This window comes from Clostridioides sp. ZZV15-6388 (assembly GCF_020657755.1).
Taxonomy (GTDB): Bacteria; Bacillota; Clostridia; order Peptostreptococcales; family Peptostreptococcaceae; genus Clostridioides.
This window is the reverse complement of the sequence record NZ_JAGWCU010000032.1, coordinates 1-21,651: the sequence shown is the minus strand read 5'-3', so window position 1 is coordinate 21,651 and position 21,651 is coordinate 1. Positions and strand designations below refer to the sequence as shown.

General features: G+C 28.0%; 18 protein-coding genes. All 18 read right to left on the bottom strand.

Features of this window, described 5'->3' with window-relative positions:
• Window positions 1–9: 9 nt before the first annotated feature.
• Window positions 10–729, bottom strand: coding sequence for a phosphatase (locus KGF48_RS16090; RefSeq protein ID WP_227840893.1), 720 nt, complete (start codon window positions 727–729; stop codon window positions 10–12).
• A 117-nt stretch (window positions 730–846) separates the two neighbouring features.
• Window positions 847–2,112, bottom strand: a complete 1,266-nt coding sequence (locus KGF48_RS16085; protein ID WP_227868246.1) for a S1 RNA-binding domain-containing protein — start codon at window positions 2,110–2,112, stop codon at window positions 847–849.
• A 212-nt stretch (window positions 2,113–2,324) separates the two neighbouring features.
• Window positions 2,325–3,692: an MATE family efflux transporter gene (locus KGF48_RS16080; protein ID WP_227840891.1), complete on the bottom strand. Its 1,368-nt coding sequence runs from the start codon at window positions 3,690–3,692 to the stop codon at window positions 2,325–2,327.
• Between the two features lie 242 nt (window positions 3,693–3,934).
• Complete coding sequence (locus tag KGF48_RS16075) at window positions 3,935–4,372, bottom strand: COG2426 family protein (RefSeq protein WP_227829841.1); 438 nt, start codon at window positions 4,370–4,372, stop codon at window positions 3,935–3,937.
• Between the two features lie 31 nt (window positions 4,373–4,403).
• The gene (locus KGF48_RS16070; protein ID WP_227840890.1) at window positions 4,404–5,033 is read right to left on the bottom strand and encodes an HAD family hydrolase; all 630 of its coding nucleotides are present in this window, start codon (window positions 5,031–5,033) and stop codon (window positions 4,404–4,406) included.
• A gap of 21 nt (window positions 5,034–5,054) precedes the next feature.
• Window positions 5,055–5,942, bottom strand: a complete 888-nt coding sequence (locus KGF48_RS16065) for a decaprenyl-phosphate phosphoribosyltransferase (RefSeq protein WP_227840889.1) — start codon at window positions 5,940–5,942, stop codon at window positions 5,055–5,057.
• Window positions 5,943–5,970: 28 nt separating this feature from the next.
• Window positions 5,971–7,194 (bottom strand): DUF6080 domain-containing protein, encoded by a 1,224-nt coding sequence (locus KGF48_RS16060; protein WP_227840888.1) that lies wholly within the window; start codon window positions 7,192–7,194, stop codon window positions 5,971–5,973.
• A gap of 483 nt (window positions 7,195–7,677) precedes the next feature.
• The gene (locus tag KGF48_RS16055) at window positions 7,678–8,820 is read right to left on the bottom strand and encodes an aldo/keto reductase (protein WP_227840887.1); all 1,143 of its coding nucleotides are present in this window, start codon (window positions 8,818–8,820) and stop codon (window positions 7,678–7,680) included.
• 139 nt (window positions 8,821–8,959) lie between these two features.
• Complete coding sequence (locus KGF48_RS16050; protein WP_227868245.1) at window positions 8,960–9,826, bottom strand: cation diffusion facilitator family transporter; 867 nt, start codon at window positions 9,824–9,826, stop codon at window positions 8,960–8,962.
• A gap of 252 nt (window positions 9,827–10,078) precedes the next feature.
• Entirely contained in the window at window positions 10,079–11,626 is a 1,548-nt protein-coding gene (locus KGF48_RS16045; RefSeq protein WP_227829847.1) for a glycine betaine ABC transporter substrate-binding protein, read from the bottom strand.
• The gene (locus KGF48_RS16040; RefSeq protein ID WP_227829848.1) at window positions 11,619–12,755 is read right to left on the bottom strand and encodes an ABC transporter ATP-binding protein; all 1,137 of its coding nucleotides are present in this window, start codon (window positions 12,753–12,755) and stop codon (window positions 11,619–11,621) included. The genes KGF48_RS16045 and KGF48_RS16040 overlap by 8 nt, the downstream gene beginning before the upstream one ends.
• A gap of 271 nt (window positions 12,756–13,026) precedes the next feature.
• Window positions 13,027–14,124, bottom strand: a complete 1,098-nt coding sequence (gene dinB, locus KGF48_RS16035) for a DNA polymerase IV (protein ID WP_227840886.1) — start codon at window positions 14,122–14,124, stop codon at window positions 13,027–13,029.
• Window positions 14,125–14,520: 396 nt separating this feature from the next.
• Window positions 14,521–16,026, bottom strand: coding sequence for a DUF1846 domain-containing protein (locus KGF48_RS16030; protein ID WP_227840885.1), 1,506 nt, complete (start codon window positions 16,024–16,026; stop codon window positions 14,521–14,523).
• 261 nt (window positions 16,027–16,287) lie between these two features.
• Entirely contained in the window at window positions 16,288–16,638 is a 351-nt protein-coding gene (locus tag KGF48_RS16025; protein ID WP_227436740.1) for a DUF6483 family protein, read from the bottom strand.
• Window positions 16,639–16,860: 222 nt separating this feature from the next.
• Window positions 16,861–17,052 (bottom strand): hypothetical protein, encoded by a 192-nt coding sequence (locus tag KGF48_RS16020; protein ID WP_003418667.1) that lies wholly within the window; start codon window positions 17,050–17,052, stop codon window positions 16,861–16,863.
• 120 nt (window positions 17,053–17,172) lie between these two features.
• Window positions 17,173–18,087: an MBL fold metallo-hydrolase gene (locus tag KGF48_RS16015; protein WP_227841405.1), complete on the bottom strand. Its 915-nt coding sequence runs from the start codon at window positions 18,085–18,087 to the stop codon at window positions 17,173–17,175.
• Window positions 18,088–18,257: 170 nt separating this feature from the next.
• Window positions 18,258–19,754 (bottom strand): 4Fe-4S dicluster domain-containing protein, encoded by a 1,497-nt coding sequence (locus KGF48_RS16010; protein WP_227841404.1) that lies wholly within the window; start codon window positions 19,752–19,754, stop codon window positions 18,258–18,260.
• Window positions 19,755–20,016: 262 nt separating this feature from the next.
• Complete coding sequence (locus tag KGF48_RS16005) at window positions 20,017–21,507, bottom strand: 4Fe-4S dicluster domain-containing protein (RefSeq protein WP_227829854.1); 1,491 nt, start codon at window positions 21,505–21,507, stop codon at window positions 20,017–20,019.
• Window positions 21,508–21,651 lie beyond the last annotated feature (144 nt).

The following is a 21,651-nucleotide window of genomic DNA, read 5'->3' as shown; positions in this document are numbered from 1 at the left end:
CCTAAAACTCTAAAAATTTATATTAAAAAACTCTACAATTTCATCTTCATGATAATTTATTACTAGTTCTTCTGGAAAATTTACTGATTTTAAAACTTTCTCTGCACTTTCAAATTCACCTATAGAATAACATATATGAGAATCTGTACCAAGAATAACTCTTACACCATATTGTTTACATAACAGCAACATTTCACTTGCATTTTCCCAAGTTCCAGTTCTATGAGAATTCGAACTTAATGAAGAGTTGTTTATTTCTAAAAGAATATTTTTATCCTTTGCTTTTTTTACTATAGACTCATAATCTAAAGGGTATCTACTATCATCTGGATGCCCAATTATCTTTACTTTAGGTTTATCCATCACTTTTAAAATAGCATTTGTATTTTCTTCTTTTGTACCTGAAGCTATACAAGGTCTATGCAAACTTGCAATTATATAATCTAAATGTTGTAGCATATCTTCTGGAACATCTAAGTTTCCATCATAATCCATGATATTTCCTTCTATACCTCTAAGAATCCTTAAATCTTGTATTTGACGTGGAAGTAGATGTAAATTATAGAAGTAAAATGGATGTGGTCCTCCTGGCATATTAGGACCATGATCTGATATACCTAAATATTTTATATTTTTTTGAATTGCTTCTTCAACGTTTTCTTTAAAAGTACTATGTGCATGTCCACTTATTAAAGTATGACAATGTACATCTATAATAGCTTTTTTCATTAATTTTCCTCCTAATATCTTATATAAATTTTGTAGATAGTTAAAGGGCTATTTTAAAACTAAAGCTGTCAAAATAGACAGAGTAATGTTTTAAAACAGCCCCCCTTTTTGATTATTTTATATTTCTAAGTCTTTAAATTTATCTTTAAATAATTCTCCAATACTTCCTAGAGATTCTTCTACTTCTAAAAACTCTGTTATATCTTCTTCTGGTTCTCTAGTTGCCTCTTTTATTGAAACTAACATTCTCTTAGTTTTTGGTTTAAAATCAAGAATTTTAACTTTAATTTCGTCTCCAATATTAACAACATTAGTAACTTTAGCTACTCTAGTATCACTCAATTCAGAAATTGGTAAATAAGCATCTACACCTTCTTTGATTTGAACAAAGGCTCCCTTTTCTATAATTCTAAGAACTTTAGCATTAACAACATCATCAACTTGTAATTCTTTTGCTATTAAATCCCATGGGTCGTTGTTTATATCTTTTAATGCTAGTGCAATTTTTTTAGTTTCTTGATTTACATCTAATACATAAACTTCCACTTCTTGGCCTTCAGAGACAACATCTTCAACACTTTCAACTCTTGCCCAAGCTAGGTTATTTATATGTGCTAATCCTTCAATTCCACCAATATCTATAAAGGCACCATAAGGCATTATCTTTGTTACTTTACCATTTCTTTTTTGACCAACTTCAAGAGAATTAAATAATTCTTCTTTAGCTAATTTAATACGAGCTTTTTCTTCTTCTCTTTCATGTTTAATTCTAGCTCTTTCGGCTTCCTTTTCTGCCTTAATTTGAACTCTTCTTTCTTCTCTCTCTTTATTTATACGTTCTTGTAATACGTCTCTATGAGATGCTACAAATCTATTTTTTCTAGCATCCATTTCTTTTATATATACTTCTAAGTTAAGACCAACAAATTTAGACGTATCTGTAATAAATTTTGTGTCAAGCTGAGAAATTGGTATAAAAAATGTATATGTATTGTAATTAGCAAATACACCTTTTTCTATATTTTTTTCAACATTTACAGTTATTATTCTATGTTCATCATAAGCTTTGTGTAAATCAGCAAAATCTTTTTTTCTATCTAACTGTAACTTAGATAAAGTTATTGTTCCATCTTTTTGAGATACTTTTGTTATTATAGCAGTTATTTCATCATCTATATGATACAAATCTTCTATAGGTTGATTTTTTTCTATATTTAATTCACTTATAGGTATTATTCCATCAAACCCATAACCTAATTCTAGTTGTACTTCGTCATTTCTCACTGCAGTTATTTTTCCAGTTATCAATTCCCCAACTTTCACTTTGCTGAACACTTGCTCTTGTTGCTCAAGTAGCTCTTGCATTGTTAAATCATTTTCCATTATATAAACATCCTTTCCTCTTATTGATTATCATATCTGTAAATATTATACCATTAATATTGCAAATACTTACATTTTTCTTACTATAATTTTAAATTTTAATTCTAGTTTATATCTTTGTAAATTATAAAAAATATCTTCTTAAATTAAAATACAAATTTTAATTTTTATCTAATAAGATATGCTCCTAAAAACCTTATACTATTTAGATTTTACTCCTGTATTGCTTTAGGTTTTGATAGAGAACCTTTATAAAATATAAAGAAACAAATTGCTGTAATAGTAGCTGCTGTTATATCGGCAACTGGCTCTGCTAAAAGTACAGCAAAAAGTTTTTCATCAAAAAACATTGGAAGTATAAATATTAAAGGTATCAAAAGCACAACTTTTCTAAGAAGAGCTAAAATTAAAGATATTTTTGCTTTTCCAAGCGCTAAAAATGTTTGCTGGCAAGCTATTTGTATTCCAAACATAAAAGAACCAGCAAAATATATTTTTATACTCCAACTAGTCATACTAAGTAATTGTGGATTTTTGTTAAATATACTGACAAAAACCGTAGGGAATATCATAAGTAGAATCCACAAAATTGCAGAATATGTAAAACATGACAATAAACATAACTTAAAGGTCTTTTTTACTCTATCAATCTGTCCTGAACCATAATTGTAACTTATTATCGGCTGTGCCCCTTGTGTAAATCCCATGTTAGGAAGCATAAGAATTTGCATTATACTACTCATTATTGCCATTGAACCTACTGCTAAATCGCCTCCATACATCTGTAATTTGCTATTTAATGCTATAAGCACTAAACTCTCTGTAGATTGCATTATAAAAGGAGAAATTCCTAGTCCCAATACTGGTAAAATAATACTTGCTTTAGGCATCATGTATTTCTTTTTTATCTTAAGTATACTTTTCTTTCCAAATAGAAATACCAATACCCAAATAGCAGAAACTCCTTGTGCAATTATAGTGGCTAATGCTGCTCCTTTTACTCCCATACCAAATCCAAATATAAAAATTGGGTCTAGTATTATGTTTATCAAAGCTCCTATAGCAACCGTAATCATACCCGTTGTCGCAAATCCTTGAGTATTTATAAAAGTATTCATACCTAATGAAATTTGAACAAATACTGTACCTATTAAATAAATATTCAAATAATCCATTGAGTATCCAATTGTAGATTCGCTTGCTCCAAATAGCCAAAGTAAGGGTTCTTTTCCAATTTGAAAGCCTATAGTCAAAAGTATCGCCAAAATAACTAACACAGAAAAACTATTACTCATTATTTTCTCTGCTCCATCATTATCCTGTTCACCCATTTTTATAGCAGCTAGAGGACCTCCCCCCATACCAATTAAATAGCTACATGAAGTTATTATAATTATTATAGGAAATGCGACTCCGACACCTGCCATAGCAACTTCTCCACTTTCCATTCTACCAATAAAGATTCTATCTACTATGTTGTACAAAACATTTACAATTTGTGCAATAATAGCTGGTGTAGCCAATTTAAAAAGCAATTTGCCCACATTCTCACGACCTAAATCAGTATTTGAATTTTCCATCTTAAAACCTCCTTAATAAATTAATATTTAAATCTATTACTATTAAAAATACATTTTATATAAAAACTTTATTTTATTGATAGGCAAGTTTAAATTAATTTCCTCATAAATAATACTATACTATATTTCTTTTATCATAGTAAATATTTTAATACCAAATGAATTTAAATATTTTGCCTAAATAAAAAATATTTTTCACATACTTTCATAAAAAAACTATCCAAATATACTATTGGATAGTTTTATATTATATGTAGAGAAAGGGCTGATACTATAACTCCAGACAATAAATTTCCCAAAAATACCCCTATAAAAGCATCTTTTATTCTCATTTTTAGTATTGAGGCTATCGCAGATGCAGTCCATGTTCCTGTTGTTGGAAGTGGTATACCTACAAATAGTATTATACCTATTATTGAAACGCTTTTTAATTTCTTCATTCTTGAATTTATTTTTTTATCAATTGTGTTAGCAAGTCCCTTAAATAACTTTTTCCCTCTCAAAAATTGCAATATGTGTCTAAACGTCAATATCAAGGGAATTGATACCAAAGTAGAACCAATCACACTAAATACATAAACCCATATAGGATTTAAGCCCATTGCAATGCCGATAGGAATGGCTCCTCTTAATTCTGTTACAGGAACCATAGACAAAATTAATATGTGCAAATATCCCAAACTATCCCCTCCTATTCTAAGTGATATAAAGCTACGAATTTATTTGTTCTATAACCTCACCATTTTTCTTATTAACCAAAAATGCATTTTTAGCTAAGGAAAGCATAGGTAAATCACTTTTGGAGTCTGAGTATGCATATGAATTTTCATAATCAATCTCAATTCCAAGTTTATCTAATACAGCATTTATTCTCTGTATTTTTTCAATTCCCTTGCAGTTTTCGCCAATGAATTGGTTTTTGTATCTTGAATTTTCACAAAATAGTTCCGTACCTATAACTTCATCTGCAAAATCATAGTACTTAAAGTACTTCATATATGCATATGGAGATGCAGTTATCATAATTACAACATTATGTTCTTCTTTGTTTTTATAAATTACTTTTTTCATAGACTCATTAATTTTTTTCATTATACAACTATCAAAAAAATCTTTTAACTCATCTTCGCTAAAATCTACTATTGGATAAAAGATTGCCTCTTTTGCTTTTTTCAAAGGGACTATTTTAACCAAATACATGATTAGAGTAAAAATTATGTATGGCAATTTTATAATAGTCTTAAGTGTTTTATTTTTTAAAGAATAAATAAAAAAGTCTACCATACTATCAGTATTTATCACAGTATAATCTATATCGAGCAATAATACACTTTTTTTCATAAATATTTTCCCATCCTATCACTAAAAAATTAATATTATTAGACATGTAATTACCCATAAGATTACGTTTATTTTTAAAGCATTATCTTTTAGTACAATATCAGTAGGATTTCCTTCATTTGTTGTGTTAATTATATAATTATATCTAAGTACACCATAAACTACAAATATTGTTGTAAATATCATATCTGGCTTTTCTGGATTACTTGTAGAATATAATGCATAACATACAATTGTAGAACTTAATATCACTATCATCATTTGATTTAAATTTTCTATATCATAATCTTCTAGTATTTTTCTATGCTCAATTGCATCATCTTTTAAAAATATTATTTCTTTTTTACGTTTTCCAAGAGCTAAATACAGAGATAAAAAAAATGTACATAATATTATCCAGTTTGATAATCTAACATCTATAGCTACACATCCTGCATAAACTCTAAGTATAAAACCAAGAGATATAGAAAACACATCTAATAGAATTATATTCTTTAACTTAAGAGAATATAATATATTATTTATCAAATATAAAATGAGAATTATAGTCAGTTTGAAATTAATAATCGTTGACAAGCAAATTGAAATTAGAGCTAAAACAACAAATAATATATTCGCACTTCTTTTACTTATTCTTCCACTTGCTACTGGTCTATTACGTTTTTTAGGATGTTTTTTATCTTTATCCATATCTATAGCATCATTTAGTGCATATGCTGATGATGATATCAAACAAAAACACACAAAAGCTATAAATGTATTTAACAATAGACTTATATTTAGTATATTGTTTGAAAATATTATAGCAGCAAATATAAATAAATTCTTTATATACTGCTTTATTCTCATTAATCTTATATAATCTGAAATTTTAGTAAGAAGATTAATTATTGTATTTGTCTGTTTCATAAACTTACTACCCTTTCAACATTATTTTTTAAACAGGATATGATTTTATCCCAATATTTAAAATTTCTATAAATCCATTTAGATTACTAATTATTATAGTGACTAACAACAATGATAAAAATATATTGTACATGCTTTTTTCATTTTTTCTAAGTGCTTTAGTAAAGTAAGCTAATAAAACTATAACAGCAAAACTAAAGTTTATAGTCATAATACTTGAGTTAGTCAAATTGTACCCTATTATACCATGTAAAACTAAATTAAATAAAATTATTCCCATACACAACTTAGGAACTCTTTTTTCTGAGTTCTCAATAACTGCTAAAACACAAAAACAAAATGCTAATAGAGTAAGAATAACTGGTATTGTTGCAACTTCTCCATTTTGCAAAAATAGTCCTTTTTTAATCTCCGCTCCAGGAAAATAAAAAACTGAATACAATAATCTTTCTATAATCATTGCAATTTTTTCTAAAAAAGGCTCTCCACTTATAAACTTTGTATCATATTGTATTACATTTCCAAGATTCATAAAACTTTCATAAGATTTTGTTGAAACTACACAAATATATGCCATTATAATAAATGTAGTTAAATGTTTTAAAATTTTACCTATTTTTAGCTTAAATTCAAATATTAAGTTAAAGAAATACAAATATATATTACTAATAGTTATTCCAAATAATGGGATAGCTGCTAATTCTACTAAATAAGAGTTTTTTCCATTCATTTTATTTGCAATAAATATAAAAAATATTAATGTAAACTGACTATATATAAATCTTTCTACATTTAATGTCATAAATAGTTGTGGAAAAGAAAATATCATTATCATAGTAAGTAAAATTAAAGTTAACCTCTGCATCTTTATTTTTTTGATGTGATTAAAAACCAAAGTTATAGATGTAGCACTAGTTATTATTTGCAGACAAATCAATCCAAATCCATAAGCACTATTAAAATCGGTTGTCCCTGGATTTGCTATTGAGGTACATAGTAAATATATTGGATATGCAAAAATTGATATAATAGCTGAAAATAATACATGCTTGCTATTATCTTGATTTATAGCAAATACATTTAAATTGAATAGTACACCTGTATCTGTATCTAATAATACATCATAAGTGTTGTTCAAATCATAAAATATTGTAGTTTTAGAAAAGAATGCTATCGTTATTATTAAATAAGTTATTGTGACTAATATAAATAAAAACATCTCATTTTTATATTTAAATATATTATTTTTCAATATATATCACCCTCCATTCATTATATAGGATTTGTTACTACCTACAATTTATTCTTTTAATTATAATAATCATTTTTATAATATCCTTACTTGTTTTATTGTAATTGAATAATTCCTTATTTACAACCACAATATTTACTTTATTAAAAGCTATAATTAAATAAAAATTATTTGTGTAATATATATTCGAAGCCTATAAAATTAGAGTTTGCAAGTGATTTCAATGTAAAATATTGGAATGATTCAATATAAAAATAGATGCTGTCAGTTAGTATAAATTTCACTACAATAAATCAAAGCATAATATAAGGGGCTGTCTCAAAATACAGATAAGCCTCTTTTTCATTGTTGAAATGATGAAAATATATTTGATTCCATACAAAAAAGAGTGCCTCATGAACTAAAAAGTTCATTTTGAGACACCCCCTTATAAATTAAGCTATTATTAAATACTATACAAATTTTAAGTACATTATAAATTGATTATACTGTAACATTATTAACTCCATTTTCTTCCCATTGTTTAATTTCTTTTAACCTAGCAATTATCGGTAAATGCTGAGTACACTCAATTTCACATTTTCCACAAGCTATACATTCTTTAGCTTTTGCTTTACTATTCATTGTATAATTCCAATGTGCTAGCCCATAAACCGATTTTATCATTTCTTCATCACTCTTTTTAAACATCTGTTTTTCATTATAGAAAAGCATATATGCTGGAGTGTTTATATCTTTTGGACATACTTTACAATATCCACAACCTGTACATATTTCATTCATATTTTTACTTAATCTAGTTTCAATATCATATATATCTTCATCTGAATATATTTTGTTCTCATCTGCAATTTTACAAGCATCATCTATATCCTGCTTTTTATTAACTCCTATTAACGATATATTTATTTGTGGAATTCCTATGTTAAATCTTAAAGCTGATTCTACAGTACTTTCACCTTCTCTTGCTAGAAAAGAAAGTTCTTCATTGTACTTTGGAATAGTTCCACCACTTAATGGATTCATAGCGACAACACCATATCCATTTTCAACAGCATGTTTAGCACCCTTTAATCTATATGGAAAGTTTAATATATTAATTCCCATAGTAACACCTTCAAACTTATTTTCATCAAGAACTTTTATGACTTCATCTCCTGGCTGATGAGATGAAAATACTATGTGGTCTATCAATCCTTCTTCTTTACATTTTAATAGACCCTCATACTGACCTCCAGGTCTCATTGCAAATTCATAATGTTCCATTTTTCTAATATTCCATATATGATAGAAATTTATTTTAGATACGCCCAATCGCTCTATTGACTTTTTTACAGCATCAATTGCTTTTTCTGCTGTGTCGTATTCTTTTGGCTTCCCTTTTGTAGATACGTAAAAATCTGTTTTACCACTTTTTATCATTTGTCTAAATGCTAGTCCAAATATATCCTCGCTTCTATCATCACAATACCCTGGTGCTGTATCAAAATAATTAATGCCTTTTTCATATGCATATTTAATTAAGTCAGCATTTTCTTGGTCGCTTTTCTCTAAATCAAATCTTAATCCTCCATATCCAACTACCGAAACCATTTTCCCAGTCTTTCCATATTCAACGTATCTCATAATAAATTCCTCCTTAGGTATATTAAGACTTAATTTCTCTATAAAAAATATTATACCATAAATATTTTCAGAAAATATTTATGGTATAATATTTTTTTTATGAATTATAAATTTTTATACTTAGGTCTTCATAGTCAAATTAAAAACTATAAAAAGGTTCAATATGCACTATTACTTGAGCATTTTCATTAATTTCTTCTTGTATTTGTTTCTCAATTTTATGCGTTAAGTCATGAGATTGCTCTACACTTATAAATGGGTCTACCATTACATGCATATCAATATAAATAACACTCTTACTACCTCTACTTCTAATATTATGCACATCTCTCACTTCATTAAATTCAAATACAATCTCCCTTACATACTCTTCATCTACAGCTACTCTATCAACTAAAATTCCAATAGATGGTTTAAATATTCCATAAGCTGAATAAATTATAAACCCAGAAATAATAATAGGAACTACAGATTCTATTATTACTGGAAATTCTAACTTAACACCAACTAAAGTAACCAATACTCCTAAAGACACAAATATATCACTTCTTGTATGCAATGAATCTGAAATCAAGACATAACTATTCAGTTTAGTTCCAACTCTATATTCATATATACAGACAAAAATATTTATAAAAAGAGTAATGACTAAAGCGATTAAACTTTCTATAGTTATAGAAGGTGTAACTGGGTTTGCTAGTCTTGATATAGAACTAAGAATTATCTTAACTGCTATAACAAATAACATACCACTAATAAATAAACTGGTTATAATTTCAAATTTTTTATGCCCATAAGGATGATCTTTATCTTTTGGTTTAGATGCAAAAAAAATACCTATTAATCCTACTATATTAGATGCTCCATCTGACAGAGAATGAAACCCATCTGCTGTCATACTATAGCTTTTAATTTTATTACCAATAATTATTTTTAATAATGCTACAGCAAAATTGGCAAATAAAATTATCCATAACACTTGCTTCACTTTTTTATAATTATCCATAACTGTATACCTCCTCCCTTCGACTTAATCGAAAAAAGACTATGTATCAATATCAATTGACTAGATAAGCAAATTGTATATAAGCACACTTACTATATTTATATTCAAAGTTGGTTGTACTTGTTCATTCAATTTAAAAATTAATTATGAATTAAAAACTATAATATAGGTTTTGTATACAAAAAAATAAGTTATAGATAGTATTTAAAATACTATCTATAACTTAAGTTCATAATATAAACTATTAATTTTCTATACTAAACCTTCTTTAACTAAGAATGAATGAGCAACTTCTTCTGGCGATTTTCCAAGCTCATCAACTTGATAGTTAAGTTCTCTCATAGTTTCTTCATCTATTTTTCCTGAAAGCATATTCATCACTTTCTCTAACTCAGGATATTTCTTTAAAGTATCTTGTCTCACTAATGGAGCTGCATAATATGGAACAAAGAAGTTTTTGTCATCTTCTAATATCTTAAGATTAAACTTTTTAATAAGACCATCAGTTAAAAATGCATCTACAACCTGAGATTCATCATTGTCTAAAGCTGTATATCTTAAACTTCCATTCATAGCTTTTACATCTTTGAATTTTAGACCATAATCTCTAGAAATACCTACAAAACCATCTTCTCTATTTTCAAACTCTAAAGTTGGTGAGAAAGTAAAGTCACTACTATATTTAGTTAAATCAGAAATAGTGTTTATTCCATACTTCTCCGCAGTTTTAGGCATCATGGCCAATGTATAAGTATTGTTAAATCCAATAGGGTCAAGTAAAGTTAATTGATTCTCTTTTTCCATAGTATCTTTAACAACTTTATATGCTTCATCAGCATCTTTAATTGGTGCATGCTTCATTACATTTACTAAAAGTGTACCTGTATAATCTACATACATATCAAGTTCACCAGACTTAATAGCATTAAATGCAACAGAAGAACCACCTAGATTTAAATTCTTTTTAACGTTAAGGTCTGTATTTTTCTCTATCAATTCAGCATAAACATTACCAAGAATAAGTTGTTCTGTATAATCTTTAGAGCCTATAGTTATTGTCTCTTTTTTGCTTGAAAAACTTGAACCAAAAGTAACAAATAACATTGCAATAATTATTATAGCAGACACTACTTTAAGTCCTATATAATTTTTCTTTGGAACCTTTGGGTTTAACCCTTTTGGAGTAACTGCAACTTCAATCTTACTAAATAAATAATCAACTAATAATGCAATTATACATGATGGAATTGCTCCTGCTAAAATCATATTGTTATTTACAGTTTGTACACCTGAAAATACTAAATATCCCAGACCACCAGCACCTATAAATGCTGCAAGAGTCATAAGACCAACCGCTGTAACAGCAGATATTCTAACCCCACCCATTATTATAGGCAAAGCTAAAGGAAACTGTATTTTAAATAAAGTTTGGTTTCTTGTAAGACCAATACCTTTAGCAGATTCTAATACTACTGGGTCAATACTTGTTATACCTATATATGTGTTTTTTACAATTGGTAATAATGAATATACTACTACCATAAATATTGCTGGTTTGCTTCCTATACCAAGTACTGGTACAAGAAGACCCAAAAGTGCCATTGATGGAACTGCTTGAACTAAGTTTACAAATCCAAGCACAATTTTTCTAAGAGATGAGATTCTTGAAATAATTATTCCTAAAGGGACACCCACTAGTATAGCTATCAAAATGGATGTAACAGTTAAGCTCATATGTTGTATCAAAAGCTCTATAATCTTATCTTTTTGCAATAGTATAAAATTGAAAAAATTACCCAAGGACACTCACCTCCATTTCTAGGAATTGCTCACTTAAAACAGAAAGTAAACTACTTCTAGTAATCAGTCCTACTAGTTTATTTTCACTTGAAACAACTGGAATATATCCAACTGAATTACAGTTCATTATATTTAGTATTTCCACTAAATTATCACCTTCATTTACATGCAAAGGCTCTCTTGACATAATATCACTAAGCAATGTCGATTTATCATGAATATCTTTCATATCTTTTACAGTAACAATACCTTTTAGTGTTCTAGCTCTATCTATGATTAGTAAGCTATCAACCTTACTGCTTCTCATAATTTCTATACCTTGAGTTACAGTTCTTGTTGAATTAACAGCAATAGGATTTTTTATCATAATATCTTTTGCTTTTATATATTCTGGATTATCCCAAACTCTATCTTCTCCAATAAAATCTTTTACAAAATCATTTGCTGGATTTCTAAGTATGTTCTCTGGAGTATCATACTGTGCTATTCTTCCATCTTTCATAATACAAATCTTATCCGCTATCTTTAAAGCTTCATCCATATCATGAGTTACAAATATTATAGTTTTTTTCAGTTCATCTTGAAGAGAAAATAATTGTTCTTGTAAAGATGTTCTTGTTATTGGGTCTAAAGCACTAAAAGGCTCATCCATTAATATTATTTCAGCATCAGTTGCAATGGCTCTTGCAACACCAATTCTTTGCTGTTGACCCCCACTAAGCTCTGAAGGATACTTATTTAGAAAATCATCACTATCAAGACCTACCATTTCAAGTAGTTGTAAAGTTCTTGCCTCAATTTCTTCAACTGACTTTTCCTTTTTTAGACGTGGAATTAATTCTATATTCTCTTTTATTGTAAGATGAGGAAATAGACCTGTGTTCTGTATAACATATCCTATTTTCCTTCTAAGTTCTATTTCATTTTCTTGAGAAATTGGTTTACCATTAATATATATTTCACCAGATGTAGGTTTTATTAATTTGTTTATAAGCTTCAAAGTAGTAGTTTTCCCACAACCACTTGAGCCAATTAAAACCACCAATGTGCCTGTTTCAACGGCTAGAGAAATATCATCTAATACTACATTATTTCCCATTTTCTTGGTTACGTTTCTTATCTCTATCATAATTTATCATCCCCTCTTTCGACAAGCAACCTTTGTCATCACAATAAGTTGTTTTTATAATTATATCACAATATCCCCTTTATGTAAACAAAGTACGACTTTTGGGTTAATACATATTAGTAAACATTACTGTAAACATCAAGCATGTGTATACAATATTCAAAATCAAAAAATATAAAAAATAATAAAAAAATCTCTATAAAATAATACAACACTAGCCTTAATTATATATAATTAAAACTAGTGTTAATTCATTCATTTAAACAAATAGTTATAGTTGAATACTATCCATATACTCAAATAAAGTAATGTCTTTATAAGTTTCTTTTTTATCACTTAAGTTTGATATTGTGACTCCTAATAGTCTAATTTGTTTTCCATTCATTTCAACATTTCTCAATAAATTGTCAACACCACTTCTTATATCATTATATTCATCAATATAATGTTCTAAACTAAGACTTCTAGTTATCTGTGTAAAATCCTCATACTTAATTTTTAATGTCAACGTCTTTCCAAATTTCTCAGAGTTTCTTAATCTATGGCATACTTCCTCACAAAGTTCATCAAGGATATTACGTGTTTCCTCTTCGTCAATATCTAAGTTATGACTTAGTGTGGTCTCTGCTCCAACAGATTTTCTAACTCTATTTGGCTCTACTGGTCTGTCATCTATACCCCTCGCAAATTTATATAAGTCATATCCTCTCTTCTTAAATATACTCTCAAGTTCAAATAAATCTAAACATCTTAAATCATATCCTGTTTTTATACCTAAATTTTTAAGAGTATTTGAAGTGACTTTTCCAACACCAAAAAATTTACTTACAGGCAATTTATCTAAAAAATCCTGAATATTTTCTTCATTTATTACAGTCAGTCCATTAGGCTTTTTTAAATCTGATGCTATCTTAGCAAGAAATTTATTATATGAGATACCTGCTGAAGAGGTAAGTCCAACTTCCTTAAATATATCTCTTTTAATTTGCTTTGCTATTTCAATTGATGAATCAATATTCTTTTTATTTTTCGTTACATCTAAATATGCTTCATCTAAAGATAGTGGCTCTACTAAATCTGTGTATCTATAAAATATATTTCTTATTTGATTTGATACACTTTTATAGACCTCAAATCTAGGTCTTACAAAAACTGCATATGGGCACCTATTATAAGCTACAGCGGATGGCATAGCTGAATGTATGCCAAATTTTCTAGCCTCGTAAGAACACGTTGCAACTACTCCTCTGCTTTGTGGATTTCCACCAACAACCACAGGTCTACCTTTTAATTTTTTATTGTCTCTTTGTTCTATAGACGCATAAAAAGCATCCATATCTATATGAATTATTTTTCTATGAAGCTCCATTATTATCACCTTTTAAAGTATAAGTAGATTAAATTTATTTACATCACTGTTTTAATTATACCAAACTTATGTTTCTTTATGCTATTTTTTCATTTATTTTATTTATATATCAATATTTTCTCTTACTAAAATAGTTTATAATCAACTAATTCAATATAATTTATAAAAAATCATAAAAAACACTTGCAAAAACTAGGTAAAAGCTTTACAATAGGTATTCCAAGGAACTAAATTAAAATTCCTTATGGATAACAGTATATATATTAATTTAAATGGGATGTTTTAAAAATAAAAGACTGCCTTATACAAGACAGTCTACTGATTTTATTATAATTGTAATGGACTGCTCAAACTATTACTTTAAAACAGCCCATATTTTTTTGTATAATTATATTTTTAGCTATAGTAAAGATTTTGTGAAGGATACTCTGGGTCACAAGTTACATCTATACCAAGCTTTCTAAATGTTTGTTCATCATCTCTATTTAATATAGTAGTAGAATGAGCTTGACACCCTTTTAATAAAGCTAACTTTTCCATAGCAAATTGTGCAGTTGGATTAGTTACAGCGCAAATACTAAGAGCAGTTAAAACCTCTTGACAGCTAAGTGAAACATTTCTACTTGCTAAAGTTTTTGTTTTTAAATTTATAATAGGCTCTAATATTACAGGTGATATTAAATGCATATCATCAGATATATTGGCTAAATGTTTAATTGCATTTAGTACTGCTGCTGCTGTTCCATTCATTAAGTCAGAACCTTTACCAGTTAATATTGTCCCATCTTCTAATTCTAGTGACACTACAGGACAAGTATCATTTTTATCAGCATTTTCTTTTAACTTATTACTGTAATTTCTAGCAGGTAAAACAACGTTTCTATCTTCTGGCTTTAAGTTAAGTTCTTCCATAATCATTTTCATTCTATCATAAGCACCTTTATCAACTTGTCCCTTTTTATACTCACAGGCAGTTTTAAAGTATCTTCTTATAATTTCTTCTATAGAAGCTTTTCTTATTACTTCATCATCTATTATTCCAAAACCAACTCTATTAACACCCATGTCAGTTGGAGATTGGAAAATTGATTCTTTTCCAGTTATTTTTTCTATTATTTTTTTAAGCACTGGGAATAACTCTAAATCTCTATTATAGTTTACTGACATTTCACCATAAGTTTCAAGATGGAATGAATCTATCATATTTACGTCTTTTAAATCTACTGTAGCTGCCTCATAAGCTATATTTAAAGGATGTTTCACAGGTATATTCCAAACTGGGAATGTTTCAAATTTAGAATATCCAACTACATTTCCTCTTTTATTTTCATGGTATAACTGACTTAAGCAAGTACCAAGTTTTCCACTATTAGGTCCTGGTGCTGTTACTACTACAATTGGCTTTGTAGTTTCTATATAATCATTTGCTCCATATCCTTCATCACTAACTATAGTTTCAACATCTGAAGGATATCCCTTTGTTGGATAATGTTTATAAACTTTGATTCCTCTACGCTCTAACTTATTTATAAATACAGTCGTTGCAGGTTGTCCCTCAAATCTAGTGATTACTACACTATTTACATCTAGTTCATAACCTCTTAAATCATCTATTAATCTTAAAACTTCCATATCATAAGTGATACCAAAGTCACCTCTTATTTTATTTCTTTCTATATCTCCTGCATACACGCAAATTACAACTTCAACTTTTTCTTTCATATGTTGTAATACTTTTATCTTTGCATTTTCATCAAAACCTGGAAGTACTCTTTTTGCATGAAGGTCTCCCATTAATTTTCCTCCAAACTCCAAATAAAGCTTGTCAAAATTATTTACTCTCTCTAAGATATATTTAGACTGCTCTTCTAAATATTTTTTGTGGTCAAATCCTATTTTCATCTTAACACCTCACTAAATTAAATTTCTTTTTGATAACAGTATGTTTATATATATTTTTTTAGTAAAACATCTTATAAAAAAATGTTAATACTTTTTCACTCAAAGTAATATTATACATTTAAGATTAATTTTTTTCAAGATAGTTTTATGGTAAATAAGATATACTTATATTATTAATAAAATAAGAATATTATATTTTATATATTTAAATATAATATTCTCATCTTAACATTAATTTATTTTAATATTTTTATACATACTTTATTCTAAATTTAAAACCTTCCTAATATCTTCTATACCTTGATAAACTTCTTGTTTAGAAAAATTCATAGCCTCTAATTCTTCATCAGTTTTTTCCATAAGCATAGTATAAAATTCTATTGCTATATACTGCATATTTTCACTATTTACAGTTTTAGCTTTATCAAATAAAATTTCTTCTGCTTCATTCACATTTCCCTGGAAAACTAATCTTTTTAAAGTTATTAATATAACTTCTTCTTCAGTATTATATACTAAATCTTTTTCTTCATATTCACTGTATTTTTTCCCCAATAAGAATCTTGCAACCATAAGTTTTATCTCATTGAAAATCTTATCCACTATAGCCATATTTACATCTCCTATAAATAAAATTTATTTTCTTTTTAATTATACCAAACTTTCTAGAGAAAATTATTGTATGTAAATAAAATAATGAATAAATAATTTTTGAATAATAAAAAAAGAAGGTAGCGGGGGATATCCGACTACCTTCAAACACTAGATTGTGATTGGTTTGGTATTTTGTTTATACCCACCATAAGCTTCTTTAAATCATTTAAATTGATTTTTTTAGCATCCACATCCTCCATCAAAAACATCACCACATTCGCAAAGTATTAATAATAATATTAAGAAAGGTATCCATGCACATAAGTCCATTTCAGCCCAACAGTCTTGGAATGCTAAGAATAAGAAAAATAATATTATTATCCACCAAGCACATCCGCCAAATCCGCCTTCACCAAAAAATCTATCCAACATAATATGTTACCTCCTAGTTATTTTGTATGTGGAGTTTCAGCTCCTAAAATATACTATGTTTAAGGTCTCATATTTGCTAATGATTTTTTTAAATTTTTTTATACAATTTTTCAGAAAACACTATTGACTTACACTTAACTTATTTCCGTCACTATCTATAACTATGTCTCCATTAGAAGTAAGAAAAGTTTTTATATCTAATTTTTTTAATATTTCTAATACTTCTTCATCAGGTTCTTTTTTCTGTGAGCAAGTAATAGCAGCATATTTTGGTGAAATAGATTTTAAAAATGCTTCACTTAATTTATCATACCTTCCATGATGAGGAATTTTCGCAAAATCGTATTTTAAAGTATTTTTACTTATAAATTCAGCTAAACGTTCTTCTTCTGCATCTCCTGCAAACAAAAAGTTATGTGTTCCATAATTTATACTAGTGATTATCGAGTAATCGTTTGAACTCTCATAATTACTTTTTAAAGCTGGCTGTATGCTTATTTTTGCTTTATTGATTACAATATTCATTTTTTCTTTCAATACTGTAGGCTCTATACCAGTTTTTTTAAGCGAGTTAATATATTCATCATATTGTTTACTATCTTTTTTATAATTTGCTTGTATTAAATTATTCACTTTAACACTGGACAACACACTATCAACTCCACCTATGTGGTCTTTATCTAAATGAGTTAAAATTAGATAATCAAGCGTATTTATACCTTTTTCTTTTAAATTATTAACTATTTGTTCACCATCTTTATCTTCTCCTGTATCAATCATTATAGCTTTCTTGCCTATCTCAATTAATATGCAATCTGACTTTCCAGTATTTAGTATAGTAGTTTTAAATGCAGTATTTTCTATATCATTTTGAATATTATTTTGACTCATACTATTTTTCTCACTATCTAAATAAGATTTACTTGTTGATTCTGTCTTACCATTAGCAGTTACATTTACTACAATCAATAGCACTGCAATCAAAGATACCGTTGTAATTAAAAACATGATGTCTTTTAATATTATTTTCTTCATCCAAAAGCTCCTATAAATTTTATTTATTACATATTTATAGTATAGCAATGCTGACATAATAAAATACACCTAGAAAAAGGGCAAATTCTAGGCATATTTGTGGCATTAAATATAACAAATAGTTTAGTTTTATAATTGTAACTAAGTATTTTTTAAAATATCAATTAATACTATCTTTCTAAATTTAAATCTTCAAACTCTTTTATTTTATCATTAGATAAAACACTCTTCTTAGTTGATTGTCCATTTTTTCTATCAAAAGTATTTTTAGCTTTTACACCTGATAAGAATTTACCAGCTCCATTAATACAGCCTTCTTCGCACATCATTCCTTCTATAAAATTACCTTCTAATCTACCTAATTTAGCCATTGTCATTGTTTTCTTAATTTGTCTTGGTCCAGAAACTTTTATAGGCTCAAAATCAAAACTGATACCTTTTTCAGCAATATAATTCTGTATTGATTTTGTGAGCCCACCAGACGCTCCAAATCCCCTTCCAAAAATTGAACCATCATTTATATCATCATTTGAGCATTTTGACAAATCTACATTAAAAGCTTCAAATAATGCCATTAGTTCTTCAAAAGTTAGTACATAATCCACTGCATCTTTTAAACATTCCTCAGTTGCCTCACTCTTTTTTGCAGTACATGGACCTATAAATACTACCTTAGCATCAGAATCAAATTTTTTTACGAATCTTCCTGTGGCTACCATAGGTGATACTGTAGAAGATATTTTATCAACTTCATCTGGGAACATTTTCTCTATATATTTAAAGAACCCAGGACAGCATGAATTTGTCATATACTTATCTCCAGATTTTATTCTTTCAATGAATTCATTACTTTCACGAACTGTAACTGCATCTGCTCCACAAGAAGCTTCTATCATATCTATAAATCCTAGTGATTTTACAGCATTTTTTAATTGTCCATATGTAATGTTACTATCAATTTGACCTGTTATTGCTGGAGCTACTATCGCATACATATTTTCTTTTCTTGCAAGTTTTTTTGCAACTGGTACTATCAAACTCTTGTCAGATATTGCTCCAAATGGACAAGCTGACATGCATGCGCCACAATTTATACAATTATCTTCATGTATCATAGCTTTCATAGTATCTCTATTAAAATCTAACGCACCAGTTGGGCATACACTTTTACATGGTCTTATAACCTCTGAGATAGCATCATATTGACATGAACTTTTACACATTCCACAAGCTTTGCATAAATCATGGTTTATATAAGCTCTTCCATTTATATAAGAAATTGCTCCAAACTTACAAGCTTCTTTACATCTATGTGCCAAACACCCTCTACAAAGTTCTGTTACTGTAAATTCATTTATTGGACATCTATCACATGCAGCTTCCACTATATACATAATTTGCTCATTGGAGCCTAAATTTACTGAATCTGGATTTATATTTTCATATTTAGTATTTGGTGTCAAACTCAGTGCAAGTTGTGCTCGTTCAAGAACTACCTCTCTCTCTTTATAAACGCAGCATCTATATCTTGCTTTCTCTCCTTTAATTATTTCATATGGAATTTTTTCTATGTTCTCTTTTGTTAAATTTTCCTCAATTGATAGTTTTGCTACAACTGTTAAAATCTCATGTTTCAATCTTTTTAGCTGTGTTTCAAACTCAAACATAAGTACTCCTCCCTATAAACCACCTATTTCACCTATATTTATACTCTTATGTATCTTGTATTTTTTATTTATTTCCATAAATTATTATAACATAGGCATGGTCTTTGTTAAGTTATATACAAAATATTATATATCTAATTTTTATTTTAAGTACTTAAATATATTAATATAAGTCTAAATAAAAATAGAGTTATCCTAATGTTAAATTACAACTTAGAACAACTCTATTCTTCATCTATATTTTTTATGATTATCTATAAATCTATTTTTCTAGATTTATATCACTAAAATCTTTTATTTTTGTATTTGCTAAAATACTTTTCTTAGTTGATTGAGAATTTTTTCTATCAAAAGTGGTTTTAACCTTTGCACCTGATAAGAACTTACCAGAACCATTTATACATCCACCTTCGCACATCATACCTTCTATAAAGTTTCCTTCTAATTTTCCTAAATTAGCCATAGTCATTGTCTTCTTAATCTCTCTTGAACCAGAAATTTTTACAGGTTCGAAATTAACTCCAATACCTTTTTCAGCAAGATAATTTTCTATAGCTTTTGTAAGTCCACCAGCAGCACCAAAGCCTCTTCCAAATATTGATGCATCATCTATATCTTCATTTGAACACTTAGCTAAGTCTATATCAAATGCTTCAAATAGTGCCATTATTTCTTCAAAAGTTAGTACATAATCAACAGCTCCTTTTAATTCCTTTTTAGCCGCTTCATTCTTTTTAGCTGTACAAGGACCTATAAATACTACTTTTGCATCAGGTTCATAATTTTTTATAAATCTTCCACTAGCTATCATAGGAGATACAGTAGAAGATATTTTTCCTACAAGGTCTGGGAATGTCTTTTCTATGTAACCAACAAATCCTGGACAACAAGAGTTTGTCATAAAAGAGTCTCCTTCTTCCATTCTTTCAGCAAACTCTAAACTTTCATGAACTGTAACTGCATCTGCTCCACAAGCAGCCTCTAGTACATCGACAAAACCTAATGATTTTATAGCATTTTTTATTTGACCATATGTAACATTTGCTTCAACTTGACCTGTTATAGCTGGAGCTACTACTGCGTACATTTTTTCTTTTTGTACTAATTTTCTAGCTACTGGAGCTATCAAACTCTTATCAGATATCGCTCCAAATGGGCATGCTGACATACACGCACCACAGTTTAAACATTTATCTTCATGTATCATAGCTTTCATATTTTCTCTATCAAACCCTAAAGCATTAGTTGGGCATACGCTCTTACATGGTCTTACAACCTCTGAGATGGCATCATATTGGCAAGCTTTTTTACACATTCCACAAGCCTTACATAATTCATGATTTATATAAGCCATTCCCCCAACATGTGTAATAGCACCAAATTTACAAGCTTCTTTACATCTATGTGCTAAACAACCTCTACATATATCAGTTACTGTAAATTCGTTTATTGGGCAACTATCACATGCTGCTTCTAAAATATATATTATTTGTTCATCTTCTCCTACATCCATTGTATCTAAATCTATTTTATCTTGACCTGGCAATAGTCCCATACTTACATTTACTCTTTCAGATATTATAGCTCTTTCTTTATAAACACAACATCTGTATGTAGGTTTCTCGCCTTTTATTATTTCATATTGAATATTATCCATTGCTTCTCTTGTAAGGTTATCTTCTTTTCCAAGCCTAGCTATTGCAGTTAAAACATCATGTCTTAATTTGTGTATTTGTGTTTCAAATTGAAACATGTTAATACCACCCCCGTAAATAATTTTATACGGTACTATTATAGCATAATATTTCCTTTTATTAATATATATGTAAAACATTATATATTTAATTTTTATTTTATCGAATTTATATACTGTTTTTTTGTTTTATTATATAATAAT